This window comes from Yoonia sp., assembly GCF_036007805.1.
In the GTDB taxonomy this organism is placed as follows: domain Bacteria; phylum Pseudomonadota; class Alphaproteobacteria; order Rhodobacterales; family Rhodobacteraceae; genus Yoonia.
Window position 1 is genome coordinate 1 of the sequence record NZ_DASYOK010000148.1, and the last position, 22,546, is coordinate 22,546.

Annotated in this window: 21 protein-coding genes and 1 tRNA gene; 16 read left to right on the plus strand and 6 right to left on the minus strand. The window is 59.2% G+C overall.

The features are described 5' to 3' along the window. Positions 1–373 precede the first annotated feature (373 nt). A tRNA-Ser gene (locus tag VGP75_RS08535) sits at positions 374–463 on the minus strand. Positions 464–705: 242 nt separating this feature from the next. Between VGP75_RS08535 and VGP75_RS08540 the strand changes: the two genes are divergently transcribed. Genes VGP75_RS08540 through VGP75_RS08570 form a run of 7 tightly spaced genes read left to right on the plus strand, consistent with a single transcriptional unit; the run spans position 706 to position 7,126 of the window. Further along, positions 706–1,662, plus strand: coding sequence for an SPOR domain-containing protein (locus tag VGP75_RS08540; protein WP_327543250.1), 957 nt, complete (start codon positions 706–708; stop codon positions 1,660–1,662). Positions 1,663–1,692: 30 nt separating this feature from the next. Continuing rightward, on the plus strand, positions 1,693–2,874 hold the full coding sequence (locus VGP75_RS08545) for a D-alanyl-D-alanine carboxypeptidase family protein (protein ID WP_327543251.1): 1,182 nt from the start codon (positions 1,693–1,695) through the stop codon (positions 2,872–2,874). Then, a complete protein-coding gene (gene tmk, locus VGP75_RS08550) occupies positions 2,871–3,479 on the plus strand; it encodes a dTMP kinase (protein WP_327543252.1) in 609 nt (202 codons plus the stop codon). Before VGP75_RS08545 ends, tmk begins: the two co-directional genes overlap by 4 nt. Continuing rightward, on the plus strand, positions 3,476–4,582 hold the full coding sequence (locus VGP75_RS08555) for a DNA polymerase III subunit delta' (protein ID WP_327543253.1): 1,107 nt from the start codon (positions 3,476–3,478) through the stop codon (positions 4,580–4,582). The genes tmk and VGP75_RS08555 overlap by 4 nt, the downstream gene beginning before the upstream one ends. 10 nt (positions 4,583–4,592) lie before the next feature. After that, complete coding sequence (locus VGP75_RS08560; protein WP_327543254.1) at positions 4,593–5,381, plus strand: TatD family hydrolase; 789 nt, start codon at positions 4,593–4,595, stop codon at positions 5,379–5,381. Next, positions 5,378–6,181, plus strand: a complete 804-nt coding sequence (locus tag VGP75_RS08565) for an MBL fold metallo-hydrolase (protein ID WP_327543255.1) — start codon at positions 5,378–5,380, stop codon at positions 6,179–6,181. The genes VGP75_RS08560 and VGP75_RS08565 overlap by 4 nt, the downstream gene beginning before the upstream one ends. Positions 6,182–6,196: 15 nt before the next feature. Next, entirely contained in the window at positions 6,197–7,126 is a 930-nt protein-coding gene (locus VGP75_RS08570; protein WP_327543256.1) for an AEC family transporter, read from the plus strand. Here the strand turns inward: VGP75_RS08570 and VGP75_RS08575 are convergent. After that, positions 7,123–7,410, minus strand: coding sequence for a DUF1330 domain-containing protein (locus VGP75_RS08575; protein ID WP_327543257.1), 288 nt, complete (start codon positions 7,408–7,410; stop codon positions 7,123–7,125). The two genes, VGP75_RS08570 and VGP75_RS08575, sit on opposite strands and share 4 nt — an antisense overlap. 203 nt (positions 7,411–7,613) lie before the next feature. Between VGP75_RS08575 and VGP75_RS08580 the strand changes: the two genes are divergently transcribed. From VGP75_RS08580 to VGP75_RS08605, 6 genes are all read left to right on the plus strand, one after another. After that, a complete protein-coding gene (locus VGP75_RS08580) occupies positions 7,614–8,714 on the plus strand; it encodes an efflux RND transporter periplasmic adaptor subunit (RefSeq protein WP_327543258.1) in 1,101 nt (366 codons plus the stop codon). Continuing rightward, entirely contained in the window at positions 8,714–11,878 is a 3,165-nt protein-coding gene (locus VGP75_RS08585) for an efflux RND transporter permease subunit (protein ID WP_327543259.1), read from the plus strand. Before VGP75_RS08580 ends, VGP75_RS08585 begins: the two co-directional genes overlap by 1 nt. Before the next feature lie 142 nt (positions 11,879–12,020). Further along, positions 12,021–12,911, plus strand: coding sequence for a metal ABC transporter substrate-binding protein (locus VGP75_RS08590; RefSeq protein WP_414727790.1), 891 nt, complete (start codon positions 12,021–12,023; stop codon positions 12,909–12,911). After that, a complete protein-coding gene (locus tag VGP75_RS08595; protein ID WP_327543260.1) occupies positions 12,908–13,765 on the plus strand; it encodes a manganese/iron ABC transporter ATP-binding protein in 858 nt (285 codons plus the stop codon). Before VGP75_RS08590 ends, VGP75_RS08595 begins: the two co-directional genes overlap by 4 nt. After that, a complete protein-coding gene (locus VGP75_RS08600; RefSeq protein ID WP_327543270.1) occupies positions 13,765–14,619 on the plus strand; it encodes a metal ABC transporter permease in 855 nt (284 codons plus the stop codon). Before VGP75_RS08595 ends, VGP75_RS08600 begins: the two co-directional genes overlap by 1 nt. Then, a complete protein-coding gene (locus VGP75_RS08605) occupies positions 14,619–15,464 on the plus strand; it encodes a metal ABC transporter permease (RefSeq protein WP_327543261.1) in 846 nt (281 codons plus the stop codon). Before VGP75_RS08600 ends, VGP75_RS08605 begins: the two co-directional genes overlap by 1 nt. Here VGP75_RS08605 and VGP75_RS08610 read toward each other — a convergent pair. From VGP75_RS08610 to VGP75_RS08625, 4 genes are read right to left on the minus strand one after another with little or no spacing between them, the layout of a single operon-like run. After that, positions 15,461–16,018 (minus strand): PqiC family protein, encoded by a 558-nt coding sequence (locus VGP75_RS08610; protein ID WP_327543262.1) that lies wholly within the window; start codon positions 16,016–16,018, stop codon positions 15,461–15,463. The two genes, VGP75_RS08605 and VGP75_RS08610, sit on opposite strands and share 4 nt — an antisense overlap. A 3-nt stretch (positions 16,019–16,021) precedes the next feature. After that, positions 16,022–18,115, minus strand: coding sequence for a PqiB family protein (locus VGP75_RS08615; RefSeq protein ID WP_327543263.1), 2,094 nt, complete (start codon positions 18,113–18,115; stop codon positions 16,022–16,024). After that, positions 18,112–18,717, minus strand: a complete 606-nt coding sequence (locus VGP75_RS08620) for a paraquat-inducible protein A (RefSeq protein ID WP_327543264.1) — start codon at positions 18,715–18,717, stop codon at positions 18,112–18,114. Before VGP75_RS08620 ends, VGP75_RS08615 begins: the two co-directional genes overlap by 4 nt. Then, positions 18,717–19,346: a paraquat-inducible protein A gene (locus VGP75_RS08625; protein WP_327543265.1), complete on the minus strand. Its 630-nt coding sequence runs from the start codon at positions 19,344–19,346 to the stop codon at positions 18,717–18,719. The genes VGP75_RS08620 and VGP75_RS08625 overlap by 1 nt, the downstream gene beginning before the upstream one ends. A gap of 303 nt (positions 19,347–19,649) precedes the next feature. Between VGP75_RS08625 and VGP75_RS08630 the strand changes: the two genes are divergently transcribed. The 3 genes from VGP75_RS08630 to VGP75_RS08640 are packed head-to-tail and all read left to right on the plus strand — an operon-like array spanning position 19,650 to position 22,537. After that, on the plus strand, positions 19,650–20,681 hold the full coding sequence (locus VGP75_RS08630; RefSeq protein WP_327543266.1) for a TRAP transporter substrate-binding protein: 1,032 nt from the start codon (positions 19,650–19,652) through the stop codon (positions 20,679–20,681). A gap of 9 nt (positions 20,682–20,690) precedes the next feature. Next, complete coding sequence (locus VGP75_RS08635; protein WP_327543267.1) at positions 20,691–21,230, plus strand: TRAP transporter small permease; 540 nt, start codon at positions 20,691–20,693, stop codon at positions 21,228–21,230. Beyond that, positions 21,227–22,537 carry a TRAP transporter large permease gene (locus VGP75_RS08640; RefSeq protein WP_327543268.1) on the plus strand — a complete coding sequence of 437 codons (1,311 nt, stop codon included), beginning with the start codon at positions 21,227–21,229 and terminating at the stop codon, positions 22,535–22,537. Before VGP75_RS08635 ends, VGP75_RS08640 begins: the two co-directional genes overlap by 4 nt. Positions 22,538–22,546: the final 9 nt, after the last annotated feature.

Here is a 22,546-nt window from a genome sequence, read left to right on the forward strand (position 1 = left end):
ACGTGATAATCGCCTTGATCAAAGGCTATCATTGCCCTGTCAAAGCTCTGTGCTGTTGCCACAGACCCCGATAACAACATCAAAAGAGACGCCCAAACGGCGTTACGTAGGATACTCATAAAAAAACCATTTACTAGACGGGAGTACAATGGACTGGATCGGCGAAAAGGTCAAATTTATGCGCTGAATGCCTGCAGTCCAAAATATGCGTGTTTTGTCTACGCACGGCAGGTCAGCCTGTGCCTCACAAAGGTGATGCTTTTTCGTTGCATCAAAGGCGCGACAGGCTGTTTGAAGACCAAGCCCTTGATGCTGCGGCGCAATCTGTTGGTGCGGGAGGCGCTTGTTCGCATGATCGCCGCTTGGGCCGATATGGCGGAGGAGGTGGGATTCGAACCCACGGTAGACTTTCACCTACGTCGGTTTTCAAGACCGGTGCATTCAACCACTCTGCCACTCCTCCGACACGGCCCTGTTAGCGGGTCGTTTCTGATTCGAAAAGCACGTTCACACTTTGGGGAATTCCGCCGACAAAATAAGTGAGAGCCTTTCAAAAAGTCTTGGCCAGCGCTATCATTTCTCGGTGCTATAGACGGCATGCATGTTGCGCCGTGCAATAATGTCGATCACAGTGACGTTGAGCAGCAACAAATACGGCTGAAAACAGCTGATACCTGCCGCAAAGTAGGTGTAACAGAGGGGCAAATGATGACAGGCTTTGTGTTTTTAAACGCGAAAAAGTGGCCGATTTCGCTGGCAGTCGCCGCGACGATCGGTTTGGCCGCTTGCGACGAGAACGGAGAATTCGCCTTTCCAAGTGCCAGTAGCGGCTCTCAGGCTGCCGCCGCACCCTTGCCCGCCAATGCGCTGGGCCAGCGTATGCAGCGTGATATCGATATCGAACGCCCCGATATTTTTGCGATCAATAGCGACGGTTTGTGGGACGGCCGCCCGTCATTGGGCGGTGTCTGGGTTGCACACCCCGAGGTCACAGACCCTGAGCGCGTCGTGATCCGCAATGCCGAAGGCGGCCAAGAGGTGATCGGCGCGCTGTTCCGCCGCGAGCGCGACAATCCCGGCCCGCTCTTGCAGGTGTCATCGGATGCCGCTGATGCACTGGGTATGCTGCCCGGCGCGCCGGCGCGGCTTGAAGTTGTTGTGCTGCGCCGCCAAGAGGTTGAGGCGGCCCCGGCAGAAGAGAACCCCGTCGTCGCCAGCCTTGCAGCCCCTATCGCTGTTGAAGCCGAACCTCTAGATGACGCTGAAGAGGGTGGTGCAGGTGAAGCTGCCGCGGCTACCGCCGCGGTCGTTTTGCCGGCTGCTGTTGAGGCTGCGACATCTGCCGTCGAGCAGACAGCTGCGGCCACAGCCGCCGTTGCGGCCCCAAGCGCACCGATTGATGTGTCGTCCGTGCTTGCAGCCCCCGCGCCATTGCCTGCGGGATCGCGCGCGCAGATCGGTGTGTTCAGCGTAGAGCGTAACGCCAATAATGCTGTCGCAACGATTGCCGAGGCCGGGATTGAGGCGACCGTAAGCCCCGAAGAGCTTGGCGGGCGCACCGTGTGGCGCGTGATTGCTGGGCCGTTGACCGATGCCGCCGATATTACCCGGCTGAAAGAACTGGGTTTTGTTGATGCCTTTGTGATCGAAGCCACAGAGTAACGACCGCTCAAACAAGGAGAATCTGTCTTCATGCGTTTTGGTTTCTTGCACCGCTTTTTCGTGATCGCGACCTGCCTGTTCACACCGGGATGGGCGCTTGCCTTTGAGACAAGTGCGACCGCCGCCTATATCTATGACCAAACGACCGGCACTGTATTGTTGTCCAAGAACGCCGACACACCGCTACCGCCGGCCTCGATGTCCAAACTGATGACGATTTACATGGCGTTCGAGGCCGTGGCAGATGGCCGTCTGGACATCAACGAGGAACTGGCTGTGTCGTCCCATGCGGCGAGCTTTGGCGGATCGTCAATGTTTCTTGATACAACCGACCGCGTGCGCGTCGAGGATTTGCTGCGCGGTGTTATCGTCGTTTCGGGCAATGACGCCAGTGTTGTACTGGCCGAGGCGCTTTCGCCCGACGGCACCGAAGCCGGTTTCGCGCGCATGATGACCGAGCGTGCGCGCCAGATGGGTATGATGAACTCGACTTTTGTGAATGCAAGCGGATGGCCTGCCGCCGGACACCGGATGTCAATGGAAGATCTGGGTATTCTGTCCGACCGTCTGATCACGGATTTCCCGACATTCTATCCGCTTTTTGCGGAGACCGATTTTCCCTTCGATGGGCGCGTTCCGTCCAATTCCAGCAACCGTAACCCCGTTCTGGCAATGGGGCTGGGGGGAGATGGTCTGAAAACCGGACACACCATGGAGGCTGGCTTTGGTCTCGCAGGGTCCGCCAAGCAGGACGGGCGGCGCATCATCTGGGTGATTACCGGTCTTGATAGCCGCCAGGCACGGGCCGAGGAATCCGTCAGGATCATCAACTGGGCCTTCCGGCAATTTGCCGAAAAAGACGTGGCAGAGGCGGGAACGCGTATAGCCACAGCAGACGTTTGGATGGGTGCTTTGCCAACGGTCGGCCTGACTGTGGCCGAGGATCTTTCCCTGCTGGTGCCGGTTCTGAACCAGGGTGATATCGACGCAGAGGTGGTCTATCATGGCCCGATCGAGGCCCCGATCACTGCAGGCCAGCAATTGGGCGAACTGGTGATCACGTTTGACGATTTGCCCGAAAAACGTATTCCTTTGGTCGCCGAAGAGGATGTCGCACGGGGTGGCTTTGCCACGCGCCTGCGCACTGCGGCGCTGGTGCTTTGGCAGAAATATGGTCCGGCAAACGCCCAAGGGGTGCCAGAAGAGGCATGAGCAGGCCCCGTTTTATTACCTTTGAGGGCATTGACGGCTCTGGCAAGTCCACACAATCCCGCCGGTTTGCTGACCATCTGCGGGAAAAAGGCGAAGATATCATCCTGACCCGTGAACCCGGCGGCAGCCCTGGAGCCGAGGAAATTCGCGCGCTTTTGCTGACCGGTGATACGGACCGCTGGTCGCCCGAGACAGAAATCCTGTTGTTTACGGCGGCCCGTCGCGATCATCTGGAAAAGACGATCCAACCGGCACTGGCAGACGGCAAGACTGTAATCTCGGATCGTTTCGCCGACAGCACCCGCGTGTATCAAGGGGCCACACGTGGCGATCTGCGCGGCATCGTTGACAGTCTGCATAGCCTGATGATCGGGCGTGAACCAGACTTGACCTTCATCATTGATATGGACCCTGAAATGGCGCTCCAGCGCGGTCTGGCCCGCAAGTCCGGCGAGGACCGGTTTGAAGATTTCGGGCTTGGCTTTCAGGAAACGCTGCGCCACGGTTTTCTGGCCTTGGCCCATGCCAACCCCGACCGCTGCGTGTTGATTGACGGTAACCGCACAGCGGACCAGATCGCCAGCGAAATCGCGGCCTACGGATGAGCGATGAAGACATCCCAGAACCGGATCGCATAGCCGGCGCCCCGCATCCGCGCGAAACGCAGATGCTGTTCGGTCAGGACAAGGCGCAGGCGGATTTTCTGGATGCCTTCGGGGCAGGGCGGCTGCATTCGGGCTGGCTGATTACCGGCCCGCGCGGCGTCGGCAAAGCCACGCTGGCATGGAAGATCGCGACCTTCCTGCTGGCCAATCCGGAGGGTGGTCTTTTTGGTGATCCCAGTTTGGCTGTCGATCCCGCGCATCCCGATGCGCGCCTGATCCAGTCTGGTGCCCATCCACGCCTTTCGCTTATCCGCCGCCCTTGGGATGATAAAACCAAGAAGCTAAAAACTGAGATCACCGTTGATGCGGTGCGCAGTCTCAAGACATTTTTCCAGATGTCCGCAGCGGATGGCGGGCGGCGTGTGGTCATCGTCGATGCCGCAGACGAATTGAACCGCAACGCGGCCAACGCGATCCTGAAAGAGCTGGAAGAACCACCCGCGCTCTGCACCATCCTTCTGGTCGCGCACCAGCCGTCAAGGCTTTTGCCGACGATCCGCTCGCGCTGCCGTGAACTGCGCTGTGCGCGTCTCGGTGCCGCTGATTTGCAAAGCGCGCTGGCACAGGCAGGCCACCCGTCCGAGCAATCCGAAAGCCTTGCCACACTTGCAGGCGGCTCTGCCGGTGATGCGATCCGGCTGTTGAGCCATGACGGGCTGGCGCTCTATGCGGAATTGATCAAGACCCTTGAACGCCTGCCGCGCATGGACCGCCCCGCAGCCCTGCGCCTTGCGGACGCCTGTGTCGGCAAAGCAGGAGAGGTGCGCTTTGGCATGACGCTTGATCTGATTGATCTCTTTTTGTCGCGCACCGCACGCGCGGGCCTGATGGGTGAACCGTCCGCGCAAGGGGCCCCGGGCGAAGCGCGGCTGCTGGCGCGTCTGGCCCCGGATGACCGCGCAGCGCGCCGCTGGGCGCAGTTGCAGCAGGATTTGACGGACCGGTCACGCCACGGGCGCGCTGTGAACCTTGACCCTGCCGCGCTGATCCTTGATATGATCTTCAAAATAGAAGAGACGGCGCAAGCGACAGTCCTCCTTTGAAGGCCCCATAATGACCCACGCCACCATCGTTGACAGCCACTGCCACCTTGATTTCGCGGATTTTGATGCCGAGCGGGATCAGGTCGTTGCGCGCGCTGTGGCGGCAGGTGTGTCGCGGATGGTCACGATCTGCACGCGGCTTCGTCTGGAACCACAGGTGCGGGCCATCGCGGAAACCTATGCACCTGTTTTCTATGCCGCAGGTACGCATCCAATGAGTGCCGCCGACGAACCGCTCGCAACAGTTGATGAGCTGATCGCCATGTCTGCGCACCCGAAATTCGTGGGGATCGGTGAAACGGGCCTCGATTATCACTACACTGCCGAAAGCGCCGCTATTCAGCAGCAATCCTTGCGCGTCCATATCGCCGCGGCCCGTGAAACCAAGCTGCCCCTGATCATCCATGCCCGCGCCGCAGATGACGACATGGCGCGTATTCTGAAAGAAGAATACGCCAACGGCGCCTATACTTGCGTAATGCATTGTTTTTCCAGCAGTGCGGCCTTGGCAGAAGCGGCTTTGGAGATGGATTTCTATCTGTCCATGTCCGGTATCGCGGCTTTCCCCAAAAGTCAGGAGTTGCGCGATATCTTCGGCGCGGCCCCGATCGACCGCATTCTGGTTGAAACGGACAGCCCGTATCTCGCACCACCGCCCCATCGCGGCAGACGGAATGAGCCGGCGTACACGGCCCATACGGCACGTGTCGGGGCCGAGGTGTTCGGTCTGCCTTATGAGGACTTCGCCAGCCAAACGACCGCAAACTTTGACCGCTTGTTCTGGAAGGCCGCCGCATGAGCGACCAGATCAGCTTTCGCATTTTGGGCTGTGGATCATCCGGCGGCGTGCCGCGCCTTGGCGGGCTATGGGGGGCCTGTGATCCCACCAACCCCAAGAATGCCCGCAGACGGTGTTCCGTGCTTGTCACTCGCACCAGCGGCAACGGACACACCCGCGTCCTGATTGACACCACGCCGGACATGCGCAGCCAGTTGCTCGACGCTGACGTCGGGCTGTTGGATGCTGTCGTCTATACCCACGGCCACGCCGATCATGTGCACGGGATTGATGACCTGCGCATGCTCGTCTTTAACAAACGCGAGCGGCTTCAGGTCTGGGCCGATGGCGATACGACCAATGATCTCTTGGGACGTTTCGGTTATGCTTTTGTACAGCCGAAAGGGTCGTCCTATCCGCCCATTTGCGAACTGAACACGATTGACGGCGATATCACGATCAGTGGGGCAGGGGGCGATATCGTGCTGCGCCCGTTTGAAGTGCAACACGGGTCCATCGAGGCGCTGGGGTTCCGCATTGCCGATGTGGCCTATCTGCCCGATGTCTCATCCATCCCCGAAGACGTCTGGCCCTTGCTGGAAGGGCTGGACTACTGGATCGTTGACGCGCTGCGCCGTGAACCGCATCCGACCCATTCGCATCTGGCTAATACGCTCGAGTGGATCGCGCGCGCAGCCCCCAAGCAGGCAATTCTGACGAATATGCACAACGATCTGGACTACGCGACAGTTGCCGCAGAGACACCGGAACACGTCAGCCCTGCTTATGACGGCATGACAATCACCATTGCTGTCCCCTAAGCCGAAGGATCCGACATGGCCGCGCTGATCGACGTTATCCTGCCGGTGTTTCTGGTCATCGGCTTTGGCTATGTTGCTGTCTGGAAAGGCTATTTCAGCGATAGCAGTGTCGAGGGGTTGATGAAGTTCACCCAAGGCTTCGCGATACCCTGCCTGTTGTTTCGCGCCATCTCAGCCCTTGATTTGCAGCAGAACTTTGATCTGGCCCTCCTTACAAGCTTCTACGCCGGCGCATTTGCCGGTTTTGTCACAGGTTTGCTGGGCGCGCGCTACATTTTCGGGCGCGATTGGGAAGACAGCGTTGTCATCGGGTTTTGCTGTCTGTTTTCAAACTCGCTCCTGTTGGGGCTGCCCATTACCGAACGCGCCTATGGCGTTACTGCGCTTGAGGCGAACTATGCCATTATCGCGATCCATTCGCCGTTTTGCTATATGGTGGGCATTACCGCGATGGAGATCGCACGCAATCGCGGCGGCTCTGTTGCGGCCTTGCCGGGCAAAGTGCTCAATGCGATGTTCCACAATGCGCTCATCATCGGCATTACGTTGGGCTTTGTGGTAAACTTGGGCGGTATTCCTTTGCCTTCGGTGCTGACCGATGCGCTTGATCTGATGATCCGCGCGGCCCTGCCAGCAGCACTTTTCGGTTTGGGCGGTGTGCTGTATCGCTACCGGCCGGAAGGTGACATGCGCACCATCCTGTTCGTTGTCGCGGTGTCGCTTGTCCTGCATCCGTTGATCGCATGGGGGCTGGTGCGCGCAAATGATCTTTCTGACGCGGCCTTGCGGTCCGCGACAGTGACGGCGGCCATGGCGCCAGGGATCAATGCCTATGTCTTTGCCAATATGTACGGCAAGGCCAAACGTGTTGCGGCGTCGGCTGTCTTGATGGGCACGGCCCTGTCGATCCTGACGGTCTGGGTGTGGCTGGCGGTTCTACCCTAGACGCCTTCGACCACGACGATCATGCTGGTGGCATTGTCGCGCCGGATTTGCGCCACCTCCTGATAGGCGGGATCATGATAGGCCGCCTTGGCCGACGCGTAATCGACAAACTCGAAAACAACATGGCGGCTGTATTCCGGACCTTCGGGATGCTCGGACTGGCCGCCGCGCACCAAGGGCCGTCCGCCATAGCCCTGAACGATGGGCGTATTTTGTGTGACATAGGCCTGATAGGCCTCCGCGTCCGTCACAGTGACATGGCCGATGATATAGCCCTTTGGCATGCTAGTTGCTCCTTGATATTGCTCTCTTTGTGGCACCATCTCTGGTTCATCTTGTGATGACAAGCGCACGTTATCTGGTTTGCGATGCCCGCTTTTGTAGCAGATGCGCCAGATGCAGGCATGTTTGGCGCGGTTCCTTGGACCATCCGTTGACTTCACATCCGCCACGCTACTTTTACTCAGGCCCCCACCGGAGAACACCAATGCGTTTGCTGCCTGTTTTTGTGATTGTTCTGACTGCGACCGCGTCGATAGTGCAAGCTCAGGGTGGCCCTGCGGCGGTCAGTGTGCAAGCCGTGGAAACGCGCGCTTTGGCCGAAACTGTCCCCGTATTTGCCGAAGTAACAACGGCACGTGACGGCAATGTCGCGGGTCGCGTTGCCGGCAATGTCGACATGGTGGCCGTCCTTGCAGGCACGCGCGTGACAACGGGTGATCTGCTGGTCGAATTGAACGATGATCTGCTGACAATTCAGGTGGCCCAGTCCGAGGCGCAACTGGCGGAAGCCGCCGCAGGCATTGAAACCGCCCGTGCGCGTGTTGATCGGGCCCGTATCGCGCTTGACCGGATCGAGGCGTTGCGCGGCGGCACATCCTTTAGCCAGGGGCGATTTGATGATGCACAGGCAGACTTTCTCGAAGCCGAGGCCCTGTTTTTCGAAGCACAAGCCCGTGAGAAAAGCGCCGAGTCCCGCCTTGCCGAAACCCGCTATCAGCTTGAGCAGAGCCGGATAACAGCGCCTTTTTCGGGTGTCGTGCTCGAAGTGAACACGATCCCCGGTGCCTTTATTCAGGCGGGCACGCCGCTGGTGCGTCTCTTGGATACCGACGCTTTTGAAGTGCAGGCCAGCGTGCCATCGCGCTATACAAATTTTCTGTCTCCCGGCCAGATGGTGACTGCCAAGACCGAAACCGGTGCCGAGCTGACTTTGGAACTTCGCGCCATTCTGCCTGTCGAGGATCCCTCCACACGCACCCGCGCCGTGCTTTTCGCGGCCCCTTCATTGTCAGCGGAAGGCAACGCGGCCGTCGGGCAGAGTTTGACCGTAGATATCCCTGTTAGTGCCGCACGCGATGTGCTCTCGGTGCCGAAAGATGCGCTTGTGCAAGGGGCAGGCGGCTGGACCGTCTTTGTCGCCGCCGAGGATCAGGCGCAGCCGCGCAATGTGACCTTGGGTGTGCCTTTGGGCGACCGCTACGAGGTGGTTGATGGCCTCGCTGCCGGCGATCTGGTGGTTGTCCGCGGGAATGAACGGCTCCGTCCGGGCCAGGCCATCGCCGCCAACCTGTTGGAGACGAATTGATGGATATCATCCGGTATTCGATCGAACGCCCTGTCGCGGTCATTGCTGCCGTCCTGATGGCCGTCCTTTTTGGCGCGTTGGCACTTACCCAGATCCCGATCCAGCTTGCGCCTGATGTGCGCAAACCCATCGTTGTGATCTCGACCAACTGGCCCGGTGCCGCCCCATCCGAGATCGAGCGCGAAATCGTGAACCCACAGGAAGAAACACTGCGCGGCCTCGACGGGCTTGAGATCATGACGTCACGCTCGCGGACGGGTCAGGCTGAGGTCACGCTTGAATTTGCGATCGGGACTGACATGAGCCAGTCGCTTTTGCTGGTATCCAACCGCCTTGACCGTGTGGGCGGCTATCCAGCCGAGGCGAATGAGCCGACGCTGAACACCTCTGGCGCCGACGACAGCCCTATCGCGTGGGTGCTGATCACGGCTGCCGAGGGCAATACACAGCCCATGCCGAACTTTGGCGATTTTATCGAAGACATCGTCAAGGACCGTGTAGAGCGTATTCCCGGCGTCGCTGCCGTAAATGTCTTTGGTGGGGTGACACGTGAATTGCAGGTGGTCGTAGACCCGCAGCGCCTGTCACGCTTTGGCCTGACCGTGCCCGAGGTGGTGCAGCGCTTGCGCGCCGAGAATATCTCGATTTCGGCAGGGGACGTGGACGAAGGCAAGCGGCGCTATGTGGTACGGACCGAAAGCAATCTGAACAATGAAGAGGCGATCCGTAATGTGGTGCTGCGCTCGGGTGCAGCGAGCGGTGGCATTGGGCGGGTGCGCGTCAGCGACGTAGCAGACGTGGCTTTTGCCTATCAGGAACCCAACGCGCGGCTGCGGTTCAAGGGTGAACCCGGGCTCGCCTTCAATGTGGTGCGCGAATCCGGTGCCAATGTGATCACCGTGATGGAGGAGCTCCGCGTGGTGCTGGAGGAACTGCAAGCAGGGCCGATGACCGATCAAGGCTTGATCCTGCAACAGATCTATGACGAGACGATTTATATCGAAGGTGCAATCGATCTTGTCACGACGAATATCTATATCGGGGGCGCGCTGGCGGCACTGATCCTGATGCTCTTCCTGCGCTCGCCGCGGGCGGTTGTGATCATCTCGCTTTCGATTCCGGTGTCGATTGTCGCGACTTTCGTGGTGATGGCCGCCACGGGGCGCACGTTAAACGTCATCTCGCTGGCGGGCATCGCCTTTGCGGTGGGGATGATTGTGGACGCCGCGATTGTGGTACTTGAGAATATCTACCGCCTGCGCGAGGCGGGGTATTCGCGGCGCGAGGCGGCCTATATCGGTGCCAAGCAAGTGTGGGGCGCGATCCTTGTGTCGGCGCTGACAACCGTGCTGGTCTTTGTGCCTATTCTGGTGATGCAGCTTGAGGCAGGGCAGCTTTTCCGCGATATCGCGGTGGCGATTTCGGTCTCGGTGCTGTTGTCGCTGGTTGTTGCGGTCACTGTGATCCCAGCACTAACAAGCCGTGTGCTGCGCCGTGATGACCAGAAGATGATCCCGCTCTGGGGGATCGACCATCTGGGGCGCGGGTTCCGCAATCTCGTGATGGCCTATGTGCGCATGACTGTGCGGGTTCGTACAATCGGGATCATCATGGTCACGCTGATTGCCGGCGGTGCTGCGGTGGCCAGCTGGGCCTTTCTGCCGCGTCTGGAGTACCTGCCTGAAGGCAACCGCAATCTGGTTTTCGGCCTGATCATTCCGCCCCCCGGCTATAATCTTGAGACCACTGAAACCATCGCGCAGCGCATTGAAGACGTGGCGCAGCCTTTGTGGGAAGTCGCCCCCGAAACGCAGACCGAAGATGGTATGCCAGCCATCGACAGTTTCTTTTTCGTAGCTACTCCGGGCAACTCTTTCGTTGGTGCCGCAACGGTCGACAGCCAGCGCGCGGGCGAGCTGATCCCGATCCTCAGCCGCCCGATTTTTGCCGAACCCGGCACCTTCGGGTTTATGACCCAACCGTCGCTTTTCGGGCGCGGGGTGGGTGGTGGCCGCGCCATTGAGCTCAATATCTCGGGTCAGGATCTGAACGAAATTCTCGCTGTGGCAGGGCGCGCGGCGGGGATTGTCTCGGGCGTGCTGCCGCGTGCGGAAGGACATCAGTTTCGTCCCATCCCGGGGCTGGAACTGGGCGCGCCAGAAGTGCGCCTGATCCCTGATCGCTTGCGCCTTGCCGACGCGGGTTTGGACAGTTCAGGGCTGGCGGCCACGGTCGATGCCTTTAACGACGGGTTGCGCGTGGCGCAGATTACCGTGGGGTCAGAGCGTGTTGATCTGGTGCTGAAGGGGGACCCGACCATACGTGACGCGGCCCGCACGCAAGATGTGGGCAATTACCCTGTTGTCACGCCCGGTGGTCAGATCGTGCCGGTATCGGCCTTGGCTGAGGTCATGCTGACCGCGGGTCCGACCGAGATCAGACACCGCGAACGCCTGCGCACTGTGACGCTCGAAGTGCGTCCTGCCGATGGCCTGCCCTTGGAACAGGCCGTCGAGATCTTGGAACAACAGGTCGTTGCTGTGCTGGAAGAGCAGGGCATCCCCAGCGATATCCGCCTGAGTGTGTCCGGCACGGCTGATCAGCTCAGCCAGACCTGGAACGCGATCCAGATCAACCTGATCGTGGCGCTGGTCATCGTCTTTCTGGTCATGGCGGTGCTCTTTGAAAGCTTTATCCTGCCGCTGGTCATTCTGATTGCTGTGCCGGTGGCTGCGGCGGGCGGGGTCGGGGGGCTCGCGGTGCTGAACCTCTACCAGACCCAGCCGATGGATATGCTGACGCTGCTGGGTTTCGTGATCTTGGTGGGCATCGTTGTGAACAACGCGATCCTCATCGTGCATCAGACGCTGTTCCATCTGCGCGAGGAAGGGATGGAGCCTGTCGACGCCATCGAGGAGGCCACCCGCAACCGGATCAGACCGATCTTTATGTCGACGCTGACCAGCATCATGGGGATGTTGCCCTTGGTGATCTTCCCCGGTGCGGGGTCCGAGCTTTATCGTGGTTTGGGCGCTGTTGTGGTCGGTGGCCTGTCCATGTCCGCCTTTTTGACGCTTCTGACGGTGCCGCCCTTGCTGCGTCTGGCCATTCGCAAGCCAGACCCGAGTGAGGAGAAAATCGGCGCTGTCGCGCCAGCGGAATAGGGGGTTGAGGGGCCCCTGTATTGCCAACTGACGATCACCTCTTCGTGACCAGATGCGAACCATTCGCATTTCGTTTTACAATTGCGAATAAGTCGCATAAGCATCTTTTCGATTGACAGTTCTCTACCGAAAGGACACTCCAATGACTATGATAAAACGCCTCTCCTTTGTGTGTTGCGCTGCCGTGTTTTCCTCCGCCGCCATGGCCGAAGACAACCGTTTCAAAGCCGTCACCACCTTTACAGTGATCGCCGATATGGCCCAGAACGTGGCTGGTGACGCGGCGATTGTGGAAAGCATCACACGGGCAGGGGCCGAGATACACGGCTATCAACCCACCCCCCGCGATATCATCCGCGCGCAAGATGCCGATCTGATCCTGTGGAACGGGCTGAACCTTGAATTGTGGTTCGAACAGTTTTTCAGCAACCTCTCTGACGTGCCCAGTGTGACGCTCTCTGACGGGATCACACCACTGAGCATTTCATCAGGGTCTTATGATGGCAAACCCAACCCCCATGCCTGGATGAGCCTTGAGAGCGCCTTGATTTATGTCGACAATATCCGCGACGCTTTTGTCGAACATGACCCCGACAATGCCGAAACATACCGCGCCAACGCCGAGGCCTATAAGGCCGAAATCACCGCTACCATTGCGCCTCTGCGCGACCAAATCCTTGCCGTACCTGCCGAACAGCGCTGGCTGGTCAGTTGTGAAGGTGCGTTCAGCTATCTTGCGCGCGATTTCGGGATGCAGGAACTCTACCTTTGGCCCATCAACGCCGACAGCCAAGGCACGCCCCAACAGGTGCGGCGCGTGATCGACACAGTGCGCGAGAACAATATCCCCGCCGTGTTCTGCGAAAGCACAGTCAGTCAGGCCCCCGCCGAGCAGGTCGCGCGCGAGACGGATGCGGAATATGCGGGCGTCCTTTATGTTGACAGCCTGACCGAAGCGGATGGCCCCGTCCCGACCTACCTTGATCTCTTGCGCGTCACCACAGAAACGATAGCAGCAGGCCTGACTGAATGAGCCCAAGCCCCGGCATCATCTCGCGGAATGTGACGGTGACCTACCGCAACGGGCACACCGCATTGCATAACGCGAGCTTTGAAATCCCCACAGGGACGATCACCGCCCTTGTGGGGGTAAATGGTGCCGGAAAATCAACGCTGTTCAAGGCGATTATGGGGTTTGTACCTGCCGCACGCGGCGAAATCTCGGTGCTTGGCATGCAGGTGCAAGAGGCCTTGCGCCGCAATATTGTGGCCTATGTCCCGCAATCCGAAGAGGTGGACTGGTCGTTCCCGGTCCTTGTCGAGGACGTGGTGATGATGGGCCGCTACGGGCATATGGGGTTCTTTCGCCGTCCCAAAGGCGCCGATCATGCCGCCGTGACCGAAGCCTTGGGGCGCGTGAACATGAGCGAATTCCGCCACCGCCAAATTGGCGAGTTGTCAGGCGGTCAGCGCAAGCGCGTGTTTCTGGCCCGTGCCTTGGCGCAGGAAGGGCAGGTGATCCTGCTTGATGAACCTTTCACCGGCGTTGATGTGCAAACCGAGGATGCAATCGTCGCCCTCTTGCGCGATCTGCGTGACGAGGGGCGGGTGATACTGGTCTCGACCCATAATCTTGGGTCGGTGCCGGAATTCTGCGACCGCACAATTCTGGTTAAACAGACGGTGCTGGCCTACGGTCTGACCAAGGATGTCTTTACCCACGAAAACCTTGAAATCGCCTTTGGTGGCGTATTGCGTCACTTCGTGCTGGGCGGGTCAGACCTGCACGACGATGACGACAGCCGCCAGATCCGTGTGATCACCGATGACGAGCGCCCCTTTGTTGTTTACGGCGAGGGCGGCGACACCGAGAAAGAGCCCACATGATGGCGCTTTTGCTGGAACCTTTCAGCTATGGCTACATGTTCAACGCCATGTGGGTCAGTGCTTTGGTCGGCGGGGTTTGCGCGTTTCTCTCTGCCTATCTGATGCTCAAAGGCTGGTCGCTGATCGGTGACGCGCTCAGCCATTCGATCGTGCCGGGCGTGGCGGGGGCCTATATGCTGGGTCTGCCCTTTGCTTTGGGGGCCTTTGCCGCAGGCGGGTTGGCCGCAGGGGCGATGCTGTTTCTTAACCAGCGATCGGGGCTGAAGGAGGACACGATCATTGGTCTGATCTTTACGTCCTTCTTCGGGCTGGGGCTTTTCATGGTGTCGCTTTCGCCGACATCGGTCAGCGTGCAGACGATCACGATGGGCAACATCCTTGCGATTACGCCCTCCGATACGCTGCAACTGGCGATCATCGGCTTTGTGACCTTGGCGGTGCTGCTGGCGAAATGGAAGGACCTGATGGTGGCGTTTTTTGATGAAAACCACGCACGGTCCATCGGGCTGCGGCCTGATGTGTTGCGCGCGGTGTTCTTTACGCTGCTTGCGGCCTCTTGCGTTGCCGCCTTGCAAACCGTGGGTGCTTTTCTTGTCATCGCGATGGTCGTGACACCGGGGGCGACAGCCTATCTGCTGACAGACCGTTTCCCACGGCTGTTGGTGCTGAGCGTCACCATCGGGGCAGGGACCAGCTTTGTGGGTGCTTATCTCAGCTATTATCTTGATGGGGCAACAGGCGGGATCATCGTGACATTGCAAACCCTGATCTTTCTTGCGGCCTTTGTTTTCGCACCCAAACACGGCTATATGGCCGCGCGCCGCCGTGCTGCCGCTGCACTGGAGGGCAATTGATGGAAACGCTCCTCTTCCCCTTCCAGTTCGCCTTTATGAACAAGGCCTTCCTGATGATGGCGATCATTGCTGTGCCTACAAGCTTGCTGTCCTGCTATCTCGTGCTGAAAGGCTGGTCGCTGATGGGCGATGCCATCAGCCACGCGGTGCTGCCGGGCATTGTCATTGCATATATGCTGAACATCCCGCTGATCATCGGGGCCTTTGTGGCGGGGATGACCTGCGCGCTCAGCACCGGGTTTCTGGCGGCCAATAGCAGGGTCAAGCAAGATACCGTGATGGGGATTGTGTTTTCGGGCATGTTCGGCTTCGGGCTTGTGCTTTACACCAAGATCACAACCGATGTGCACCTTGATCACATCCTCTTCGGCAATATGCTGGGGGTTGATGGCAAAGACTTGTGGACGGCTGGCACAATTGCCGCCTTTGTTGCGGTCATTATTCTGGTCAAGCAACGTGAATTCATGCTCCACGCCTTTGATCCGGTGCAGGCGCAGGCGGTCGGCTTGCGGGTCGGATGGCTGCACTACGGTCTGTTGGCGCTGATTTCCTTGACGATTGTCGCCACGCTTTCGGCGGTGGGGATTATCCTGTCGATCGGTCTGTTGATCGCACCGGGGGCGATTGCGTTTCTGCTGACGAAACGCTTTGCGCTGATGCTGCCGATTGCGGTGGGGGTGACGATGTTCGCAGGTCTAACGGGCGTCTATCTCAGCTTCTTTCTCGACAGCGCGCCTGCGCCGACTGTCATTCTTGTGCTGACAGCGATCTTTATTGTGGCATTCGTACGGGCGAACCTGAAGGTGCGGCGCGCCACGGCAACGCTGGGTGACGCAGCAGGCTAGCGCCCCAGTACCGCGCCAATCTGTTCGGCCAGTTTCAGCAAGGCGGCCGACTGTGCCGCAGCGATACTTTCGACTGATCCGTCCGTCACCTGTTCCATGATGTCAAAGCGGTGGGTGCTGTTGCGGAAATCCGCACCTTCGCTTGCAACAAAGAACTGGCCACGCAGCTCGAACGTGCCGTCCAGACCCCCCAGCATCCGTTCGACCCGCACGTCCACGGACACATCGGGCAGGCCGATAAAGGGCCACGGATCGGGGCCGACATCGGTGTTCAGAATATCGCTGAGGGTCCGCGTCAGGATCAAAGTGACCGCGCGCTCAGGGTCGTCCGCCCAGAGCACGTCTTCACGCAATGTGATGCGCCCGTCCGCTGTTTTCACCGCAATCTCTTCTGCGGCGGCATATGTCGGCAAGGAGACCGTCCGGATCATGGCACTGCCCACCAATGGACGCAGCTCGACCGAGGAGGAGAGCGGTGTCATCGCGACGCGCTCGGCAAGGGGGGAACAGGCGGCAAGGGCTGTAAAGACAAGGACTGTGAAGCGTGAAAGCATGATTTACCGTCCGATCAACAAGGAATTGGGGTTTCGTTCGATGGTGCGCGCGAGCGAGGAAATCGCGTCAGACGCTTCCTGGATATCGCGCAGCGTTGCAAGAGTTTCGGCGCTGAAGCGGGACCGCTCGCCATAACTGTTCACGACCGTCGTTATCTGCGTCACCAGATCATTTGCGCGCGCGGACAGGGCGGGCAGGGTGCTGACCGCATCTTCCACAGCGCTGGCCGCTTGACTGGCCGAGGCAAGAGCGTCGTTCACATTTTCAATGGCACCGCCTTCGCGGACTTCATCAAGGAAGCTGCGCAAGGAAATGAGGGCGGCATTGGCTTCGGCCGGAAAGGCAATTGCATCGTCTGTCCCAATGAACGCATCAATCGCGTTCAGTGTCTCGGTTGCCGACGCCACCAGCGCCTCCAGTTCAAGCTGGTTGGCACGGGTTGTCAGCGCTTGGATATCTGCGGTGATCTGCGGCAGGTTCTGTGTGGCCTGTTCAATGTTCGTCGCCGCCTGTGCCGCGGTGGCGATCGCCGCATCAAGGTTCGTGATGATGCCGGTTTCGCTGGCCTCGGCCACAAGACCGTTGATGTCATTGATGACAGTGCGCAGGTCATTGGGAATGGCCTGCAAATCCTCCGAGGCAATCAAAGCACGGGATTCGTCCAGCAGCGACACAAGCGCCGCCGGCGCATTGCGCGTCGAGTCGTCATTCGCCAGCCGTTCGATGCTGTCCATCAGGTCAATCGCACCATCCATCAGTTCTTCAACTGGCAGCGCGTTGATGCGTGACAGCAAGCCTTCGGCGGTGGCTGCAACGTCCGAGATTTCCGAGTCAGTTGTGGGAATGACCGGATAGTCGCCGGATGTAAGGTTCATGATCGCTGGCAGCGCGTCCTCGACTTCGACCAGTTCGACAAAAAGCGTGCCTGCAAGGATATTCCCTGTTACCATCCGTGCCCGCAGGCCGCGTGTGACAAAATCGGATAGAAGGCTGAATGCCTCTTCGACAGTGGCGTCGCTACCCATGCCAAGGCGCGAAGGTTCAACCGAAAGCACCGCCTGCAGGCGGACATCCGCATTGCTGCCCTGACCGACCACGATGGCGTTCAGGTCGCTGACCTCACCGATGCGGATACCCTGAAAGCGCACCTCGGACCCGACCGCCAGACCACTGACCGATTGCTCGAAGAGCACGGCGACGCGCAGCACTTCTGCATTGGGATCAGTAAAGAGACTGTCGCGTGCGGCCTCCTCATTGTCGTAGATGTTAAAGGTGGCACCATCCTGTATTGGCTGGCCGCCCGAAACGACCGTGTCAAATTCGACCCCGCCTTCGATGATAGAGGCCAGCGAACTGACGTTCAAAGACACGCCTCCGGTGCCGAAGGACACACTGAAGCCCGAGGTGTCCCAGAACCGCGTGCTGCTGGTGATGCGGCGGTCATAGGGGCTTTCGATAAATGCGGTGACGACAACCTGACTGCCATTAAGCGAAAGTTGGGGCTGTTCCAGATAGCCGACCTCGATCCCCTTGTGCAGCACCGGCGCACCGGCCGAGATGCTGCCGCCGTCATCTGCGCGCAAAGTCACAGTGGTGCCGCGCTGGTTTGCGCGGGTCCGGATGGGTTGTTCCAAGCCGATAAACTGCGTCTGGGCCACATCGGCCTCGGTGTCCCAGTTACCCTCGATGTAGACACCCGACAAGATGGTGTCGAGGCCGGAAATTCCGCGTACCGACACATCGGGACGCACAACCCAGAATTGCGCATCGTCATCAAGAAAGGGCGCGACGGTCTGATCAATCCGCGCATGGACAAGCACATCGGTCAGGCCATCTGAAAATTCGACATCCTCCACCTCGCCGATAATGACATCACGGTATCTGATGCTGGTTTCACCGGCTGTAATCCCTGCTGCGTTTTCAAAACTGATCGTGATCAGCGTGCCGCGATCCCGATAGTTCTGCCACGCAGCCCAAAGTGAAATTGCCAAGGCAAAGATGGGCACAAGCCAGACCAGCGACACGCGCTGCCAGATCTTCTTCTTTACGGGTCTGATATCAAGCGGTGCTGGCCCGTTTGTGTTCGGATCACTCATTGCTGGTTGGTCCTGTCTGCGTCCCAGATCAGGCGGGAATCAAAGGCCTGTGCGGATAACATGGTAAAAATGACAGACAACGCAAAGCTGACTGCCGCGATGCCTGGGTTGACGGTTGCGATAGTGTCGAGTTGCACCAGTGCCGACAGGATTGCAACGACAAAGACGTCGATCATGGACCAACGACCGATGAACTCGACCACCTCGTATGCGACGTGGCGTTCGTGCTGGTTTTCACCGGAATGGCGCTGCACGCTGATGGCCAGATACATGATGGCGACGAATTTCCCGACAGGGATCATCACTGAGGCTGCAAAGACAATGAAGGCAATGCCGTAAGAACCATGATCAAAAAGCTCGACCACGCCACCGATGATGGTGCTTTCGGAGCGTTCGACCAGTGTCGAGGTCAGCAGCATCGGATAGATATTGGCCGGAATATAGGCGATCATCCCCGCGATCAGCCATGCCCAGACCTTTTGCAGGCTCTGGGTGTCGCGACTCACCAGCCGTCCTTCGCACCGCTTGCAGATGCGCGTGTGCAGCGGATGCACCTGTCCGCATTGCTGACAGGCCACCAATCCTGCATTGCGGGCCGTCATCAGGCCGAGGCGTTGTCCAGCGCTTCCCAAATCGAATACCTGCAAATCAATTGATCTTTGAGGACCGTAATCACCACGACCCCTGCGAAGGCCCAGAATGCGGGGCCGATTGTGACAGCGGCAAGCCCTGCCACCTTAATCAGCGCAACGGTCACGCCAACGATGAAAATTTCAGCCATGCTCCAAGGGCGCAGTTTTTCGGCCAAGGCAAAAGCCTTGCGCGCACCTTGGCGTGGCTTGGCCTCGCGCACCAGCGGACCGAGTGCGTAAATCAACGCACTGAGGCGGATCAGCGGGATGACGATGATAAAAAACGCAACAGCGACCGCCAGAGGAAAGGCATAGCCGGCCTGAAACGCCATCACCGCGTCCAGTACCGAAGTCGCGTTTTGCAGCCCTCCCGCATCCAGCGTCAGGAAAGGAAAGCTGACGGCGGCAAGCATCATGACAAACGCAGTCAGCGCAAGGCTGATCACGCGCGCGATCGCCGAAGGGTGCGAGGTCATCAAGACAAAGCCGCAGCGCTGGCAATGGGCCTGAGAATTCTCCGGCAAGCTATGCGCCATATGCAGCGTGTCGCACTGCGGACAGGCGACAAGATCATCAAGGGGCGTCGTGTGTATGCTCACGCGGTTCGGGCTCCTGCTCTTTGGGGGGACCTGCCCCAAACGTCACGCGACCTTATCGCGTATGGGACAGATATGATACGTCTGCCGCCACGACAACTCAACTTGCAGAGAGTATGCGGTGCGTTTCAGCCTCTCTCGCTGTCTGTTCTGGGCGGTTATGGCTTTCCCATAGGCTGCATTTTCGCCATTAGGCGCAAGACCGGTGACTGTGTCGCACAGAAGACCACATTCGTCGGATGAATTGCCCCTTGCGGGCAGGCTTGTGATCACCACAATAGGGTCAACTGTTTCTGGAGGATAACCATGAAAACGACCCGTACCGCGCTCATAAGCGTTCTTGCTGCCGCTTGCCTGTCCACAGCCGCCGTCGCGCAGGAGGTCACGTTGCGTCTGCATCAATTCTTGCCAGCGCAGGCCAATGTGCCTGCACATATTCTGGATGTCTGGGCCGATCAGGTCGAGGCCGACAGTGATGGCCGTATCAAGATTGACCGTTTCCCGTCCATGCAACTGGGCGGCACGCCGCCGCAGTTGATTGATCAGGCGATTGATGGTGTCGCCGATATCATCTGGACAGTCGCAGGCTATACGCCCGGGCGGTTCCCGCAGCTTGAGGTTTTCGAGTTGCCGTTTCTTTCCCCCGATGCCGAAGCCACATCGCGTGCCTTTTGGGAACTGGCGGAAACACGGATGATGGACACCGATTTTGCCGCTTTCAAACCCCTTGGGCTTTGGGTGCACGGCCCCGGTGTGATCCATGCCAGCCGCCCTGTCACAGACGTGGCCGATTTGCGCGGTCTGAAACTGCGCGCGCCCACACGCACGACGACAACGCTGTTTACCGAACTGGGTGCGACCGCTGTCGGGATGCCGGTGCCTGCGGTGCCGGAATCCCTGTCACGCGGGGTCATTGACGGGGCTGTGATCCCTTGGGAGGTCGTTCCCTCTCTCAAAGTGCAGGAACTGGTCACCAACCATACCGAATTTCCCGGTGAGGCCCTTTACACAACGGCATTCATTTTCGCCATGAACCAAGATGCCTATAACGATCTTCCTGCTGATCTGCAGGCGGTCATTGATGCCAATTCCGGCCTTGAATTTTCCGCTTTTGCGGGACGCACCATGCAAGAGTATGACGCGCCCGGACGGGCCTTGGCCCAAGAGGCGGGCAATACCATCATCACGCTGACCCCGGCACAGGTTGCCGATTGGCGCGCTGCCAGCCAACCCACGATTGACAACTGGATCGCCCAAGCCGATGCGGCAGGCATTGATGGCACAGGGCTCTACCAAGAGGCGCAGGCACTGATTGCCAAACACGCCGTAGGCAACTAAGCCGCGCTGATGCTGCACAGCGCGATTCATAAACTGGCCAATGTCATGGCCCTGCTTGGCGGCATCGTGCTGTGCCTGCTGGTGCTGATGGTCTGCGTCAGCGTGAGCGGGCGCGAGTTAAGCGATCTGGCTCATGGCGGTGCCTTGCGCGGGCTTGGTGAGTGGCTGATTGATCTGGGTGTCGGTCCGATCCTTGGCGATTTCGAACTGGTCGAAGCGGGCGTAGCCTTTGCGATCTTCGCCTTCTTGCCGCTGACACAACTCAGCGGGGCCCACGCACGCGTCGATGTCTTCACGAAAGGTCTTGGGCCACGCGTCAATGCGGCGCTGAGCACATTCTGGACCGTTGTGATGGCCGCGACCATCGTGTTGATCACATGGCGGCTTTTTGCGGGGATGCAGGACAAAATCCGCTATAATGAAACCTCTTATCTGATCCAGTTTCCGATCTGGTGGGCCTATGCCGCAAGCTTTGGCGCCGCAGTCACCGCCAGTATCGTCAGCCTCTACTGCGCCGCCATGCGGCTGACAGGGCAGCGCGACATATGACCGATCTGACCTTGGGCTTTTTGTCCTTTCCTGTGCTGCTCTTGCTGATCTTCCTGCGCGCGCCCATCGGGCTTGCGATGCTTTTGTGCGGCATTGGCGGGCTCTGGCTCGCGACCGACGGCACCACTGTGTTCATGGCGAGGCTGAAATCCGAGGTGTTTTCCACCTTCTCCAGCTACAACCTCTCAATCATCCCGATGTTTCTGCTGATGGGCCAGTTCGCGACCTATTCGGGCATGTCGCGATCCCTGTTCAAAGCAGCCGAGGCATGGCTGGGCCATCGCAAGGGCGGCATGGCGATGGCCTCGGTCGGGGCCTGTGCGGGCTTTGGCGCGATCTGCGGATCATCGCTCGCAACTGCGGCGACCATGAGCAAGGTCGCCCTGCCGGAGTTGCGCAAATATGGCTATTCAGGCGGGTTTTCGACGGCGACGCTGGCAGCAGGGGGGACATTGGGCATCCTGATCCCGCCATCTGTCATCCTTGTGATTTATGCGATCCTGACGGAACAAAATATCGCCACGCTCTTTGCGGCCGCCTTCATCCCCGGCATCCTCGCGGCCCTCGGCTATATGCTGACCATCGCCATCTATGTCCGCCTCTACCCTGATCAGGCCGGGACCCGACCGCGTGTGCCCTATGCCGACCGCTTCAAGGCGCTGGGCGCGGTTTGGCCCGTTTTGATCGTCTTTGGTCTGGTGGTGGGCGGCATCTATCAAGGCTGGTTCACGCCTACCGAAGGGGCGGCGGTCGGCGCGATGGGCACAGGTCTTATCGCGCTCTTCTCAGGATCGCTGAATTGGCAGGTGTTCCGTCAGAGCATCACGGAAACGGCGACAGGGACCGGCATGATTTTCTTCATCGTGCTGGGGGCGGCGTTCTACAACGGGTTTCTGGCGCTGACACAGGTGCCGCAGGAACTTTCGGCATGGGTTACAGACCAGGGCTTCAGCCCGTGGATGGTGATGGTTCTCATCTTGGTGTTCTACCTGATCTTGGGATGCCTGATGGACAGCCTGTCTATGATCCTGCTGACGGTACCAATCTTCTGGCCCGTCATCTCGGGCATGGATTTCGGCATGACGACCGAGGAACTGGCGATCTGGTTCGGGATCTTGGTGCTGATCGTGGTCGAGGTGGGATTGATCACACCGCCCGTGGGTATGAACCTTTTAATCATCAACAGTATGGACAAGGACACGCCGATGACCGCCACTTACCGGTCGGTGCTTTTCTTTGTGGGCTCCGATGTGGTGCGGGTCTTTATCTTGTTGATGTTCCCCGCGATCACGCTCGTGTTTGTCTAGGCGGACATG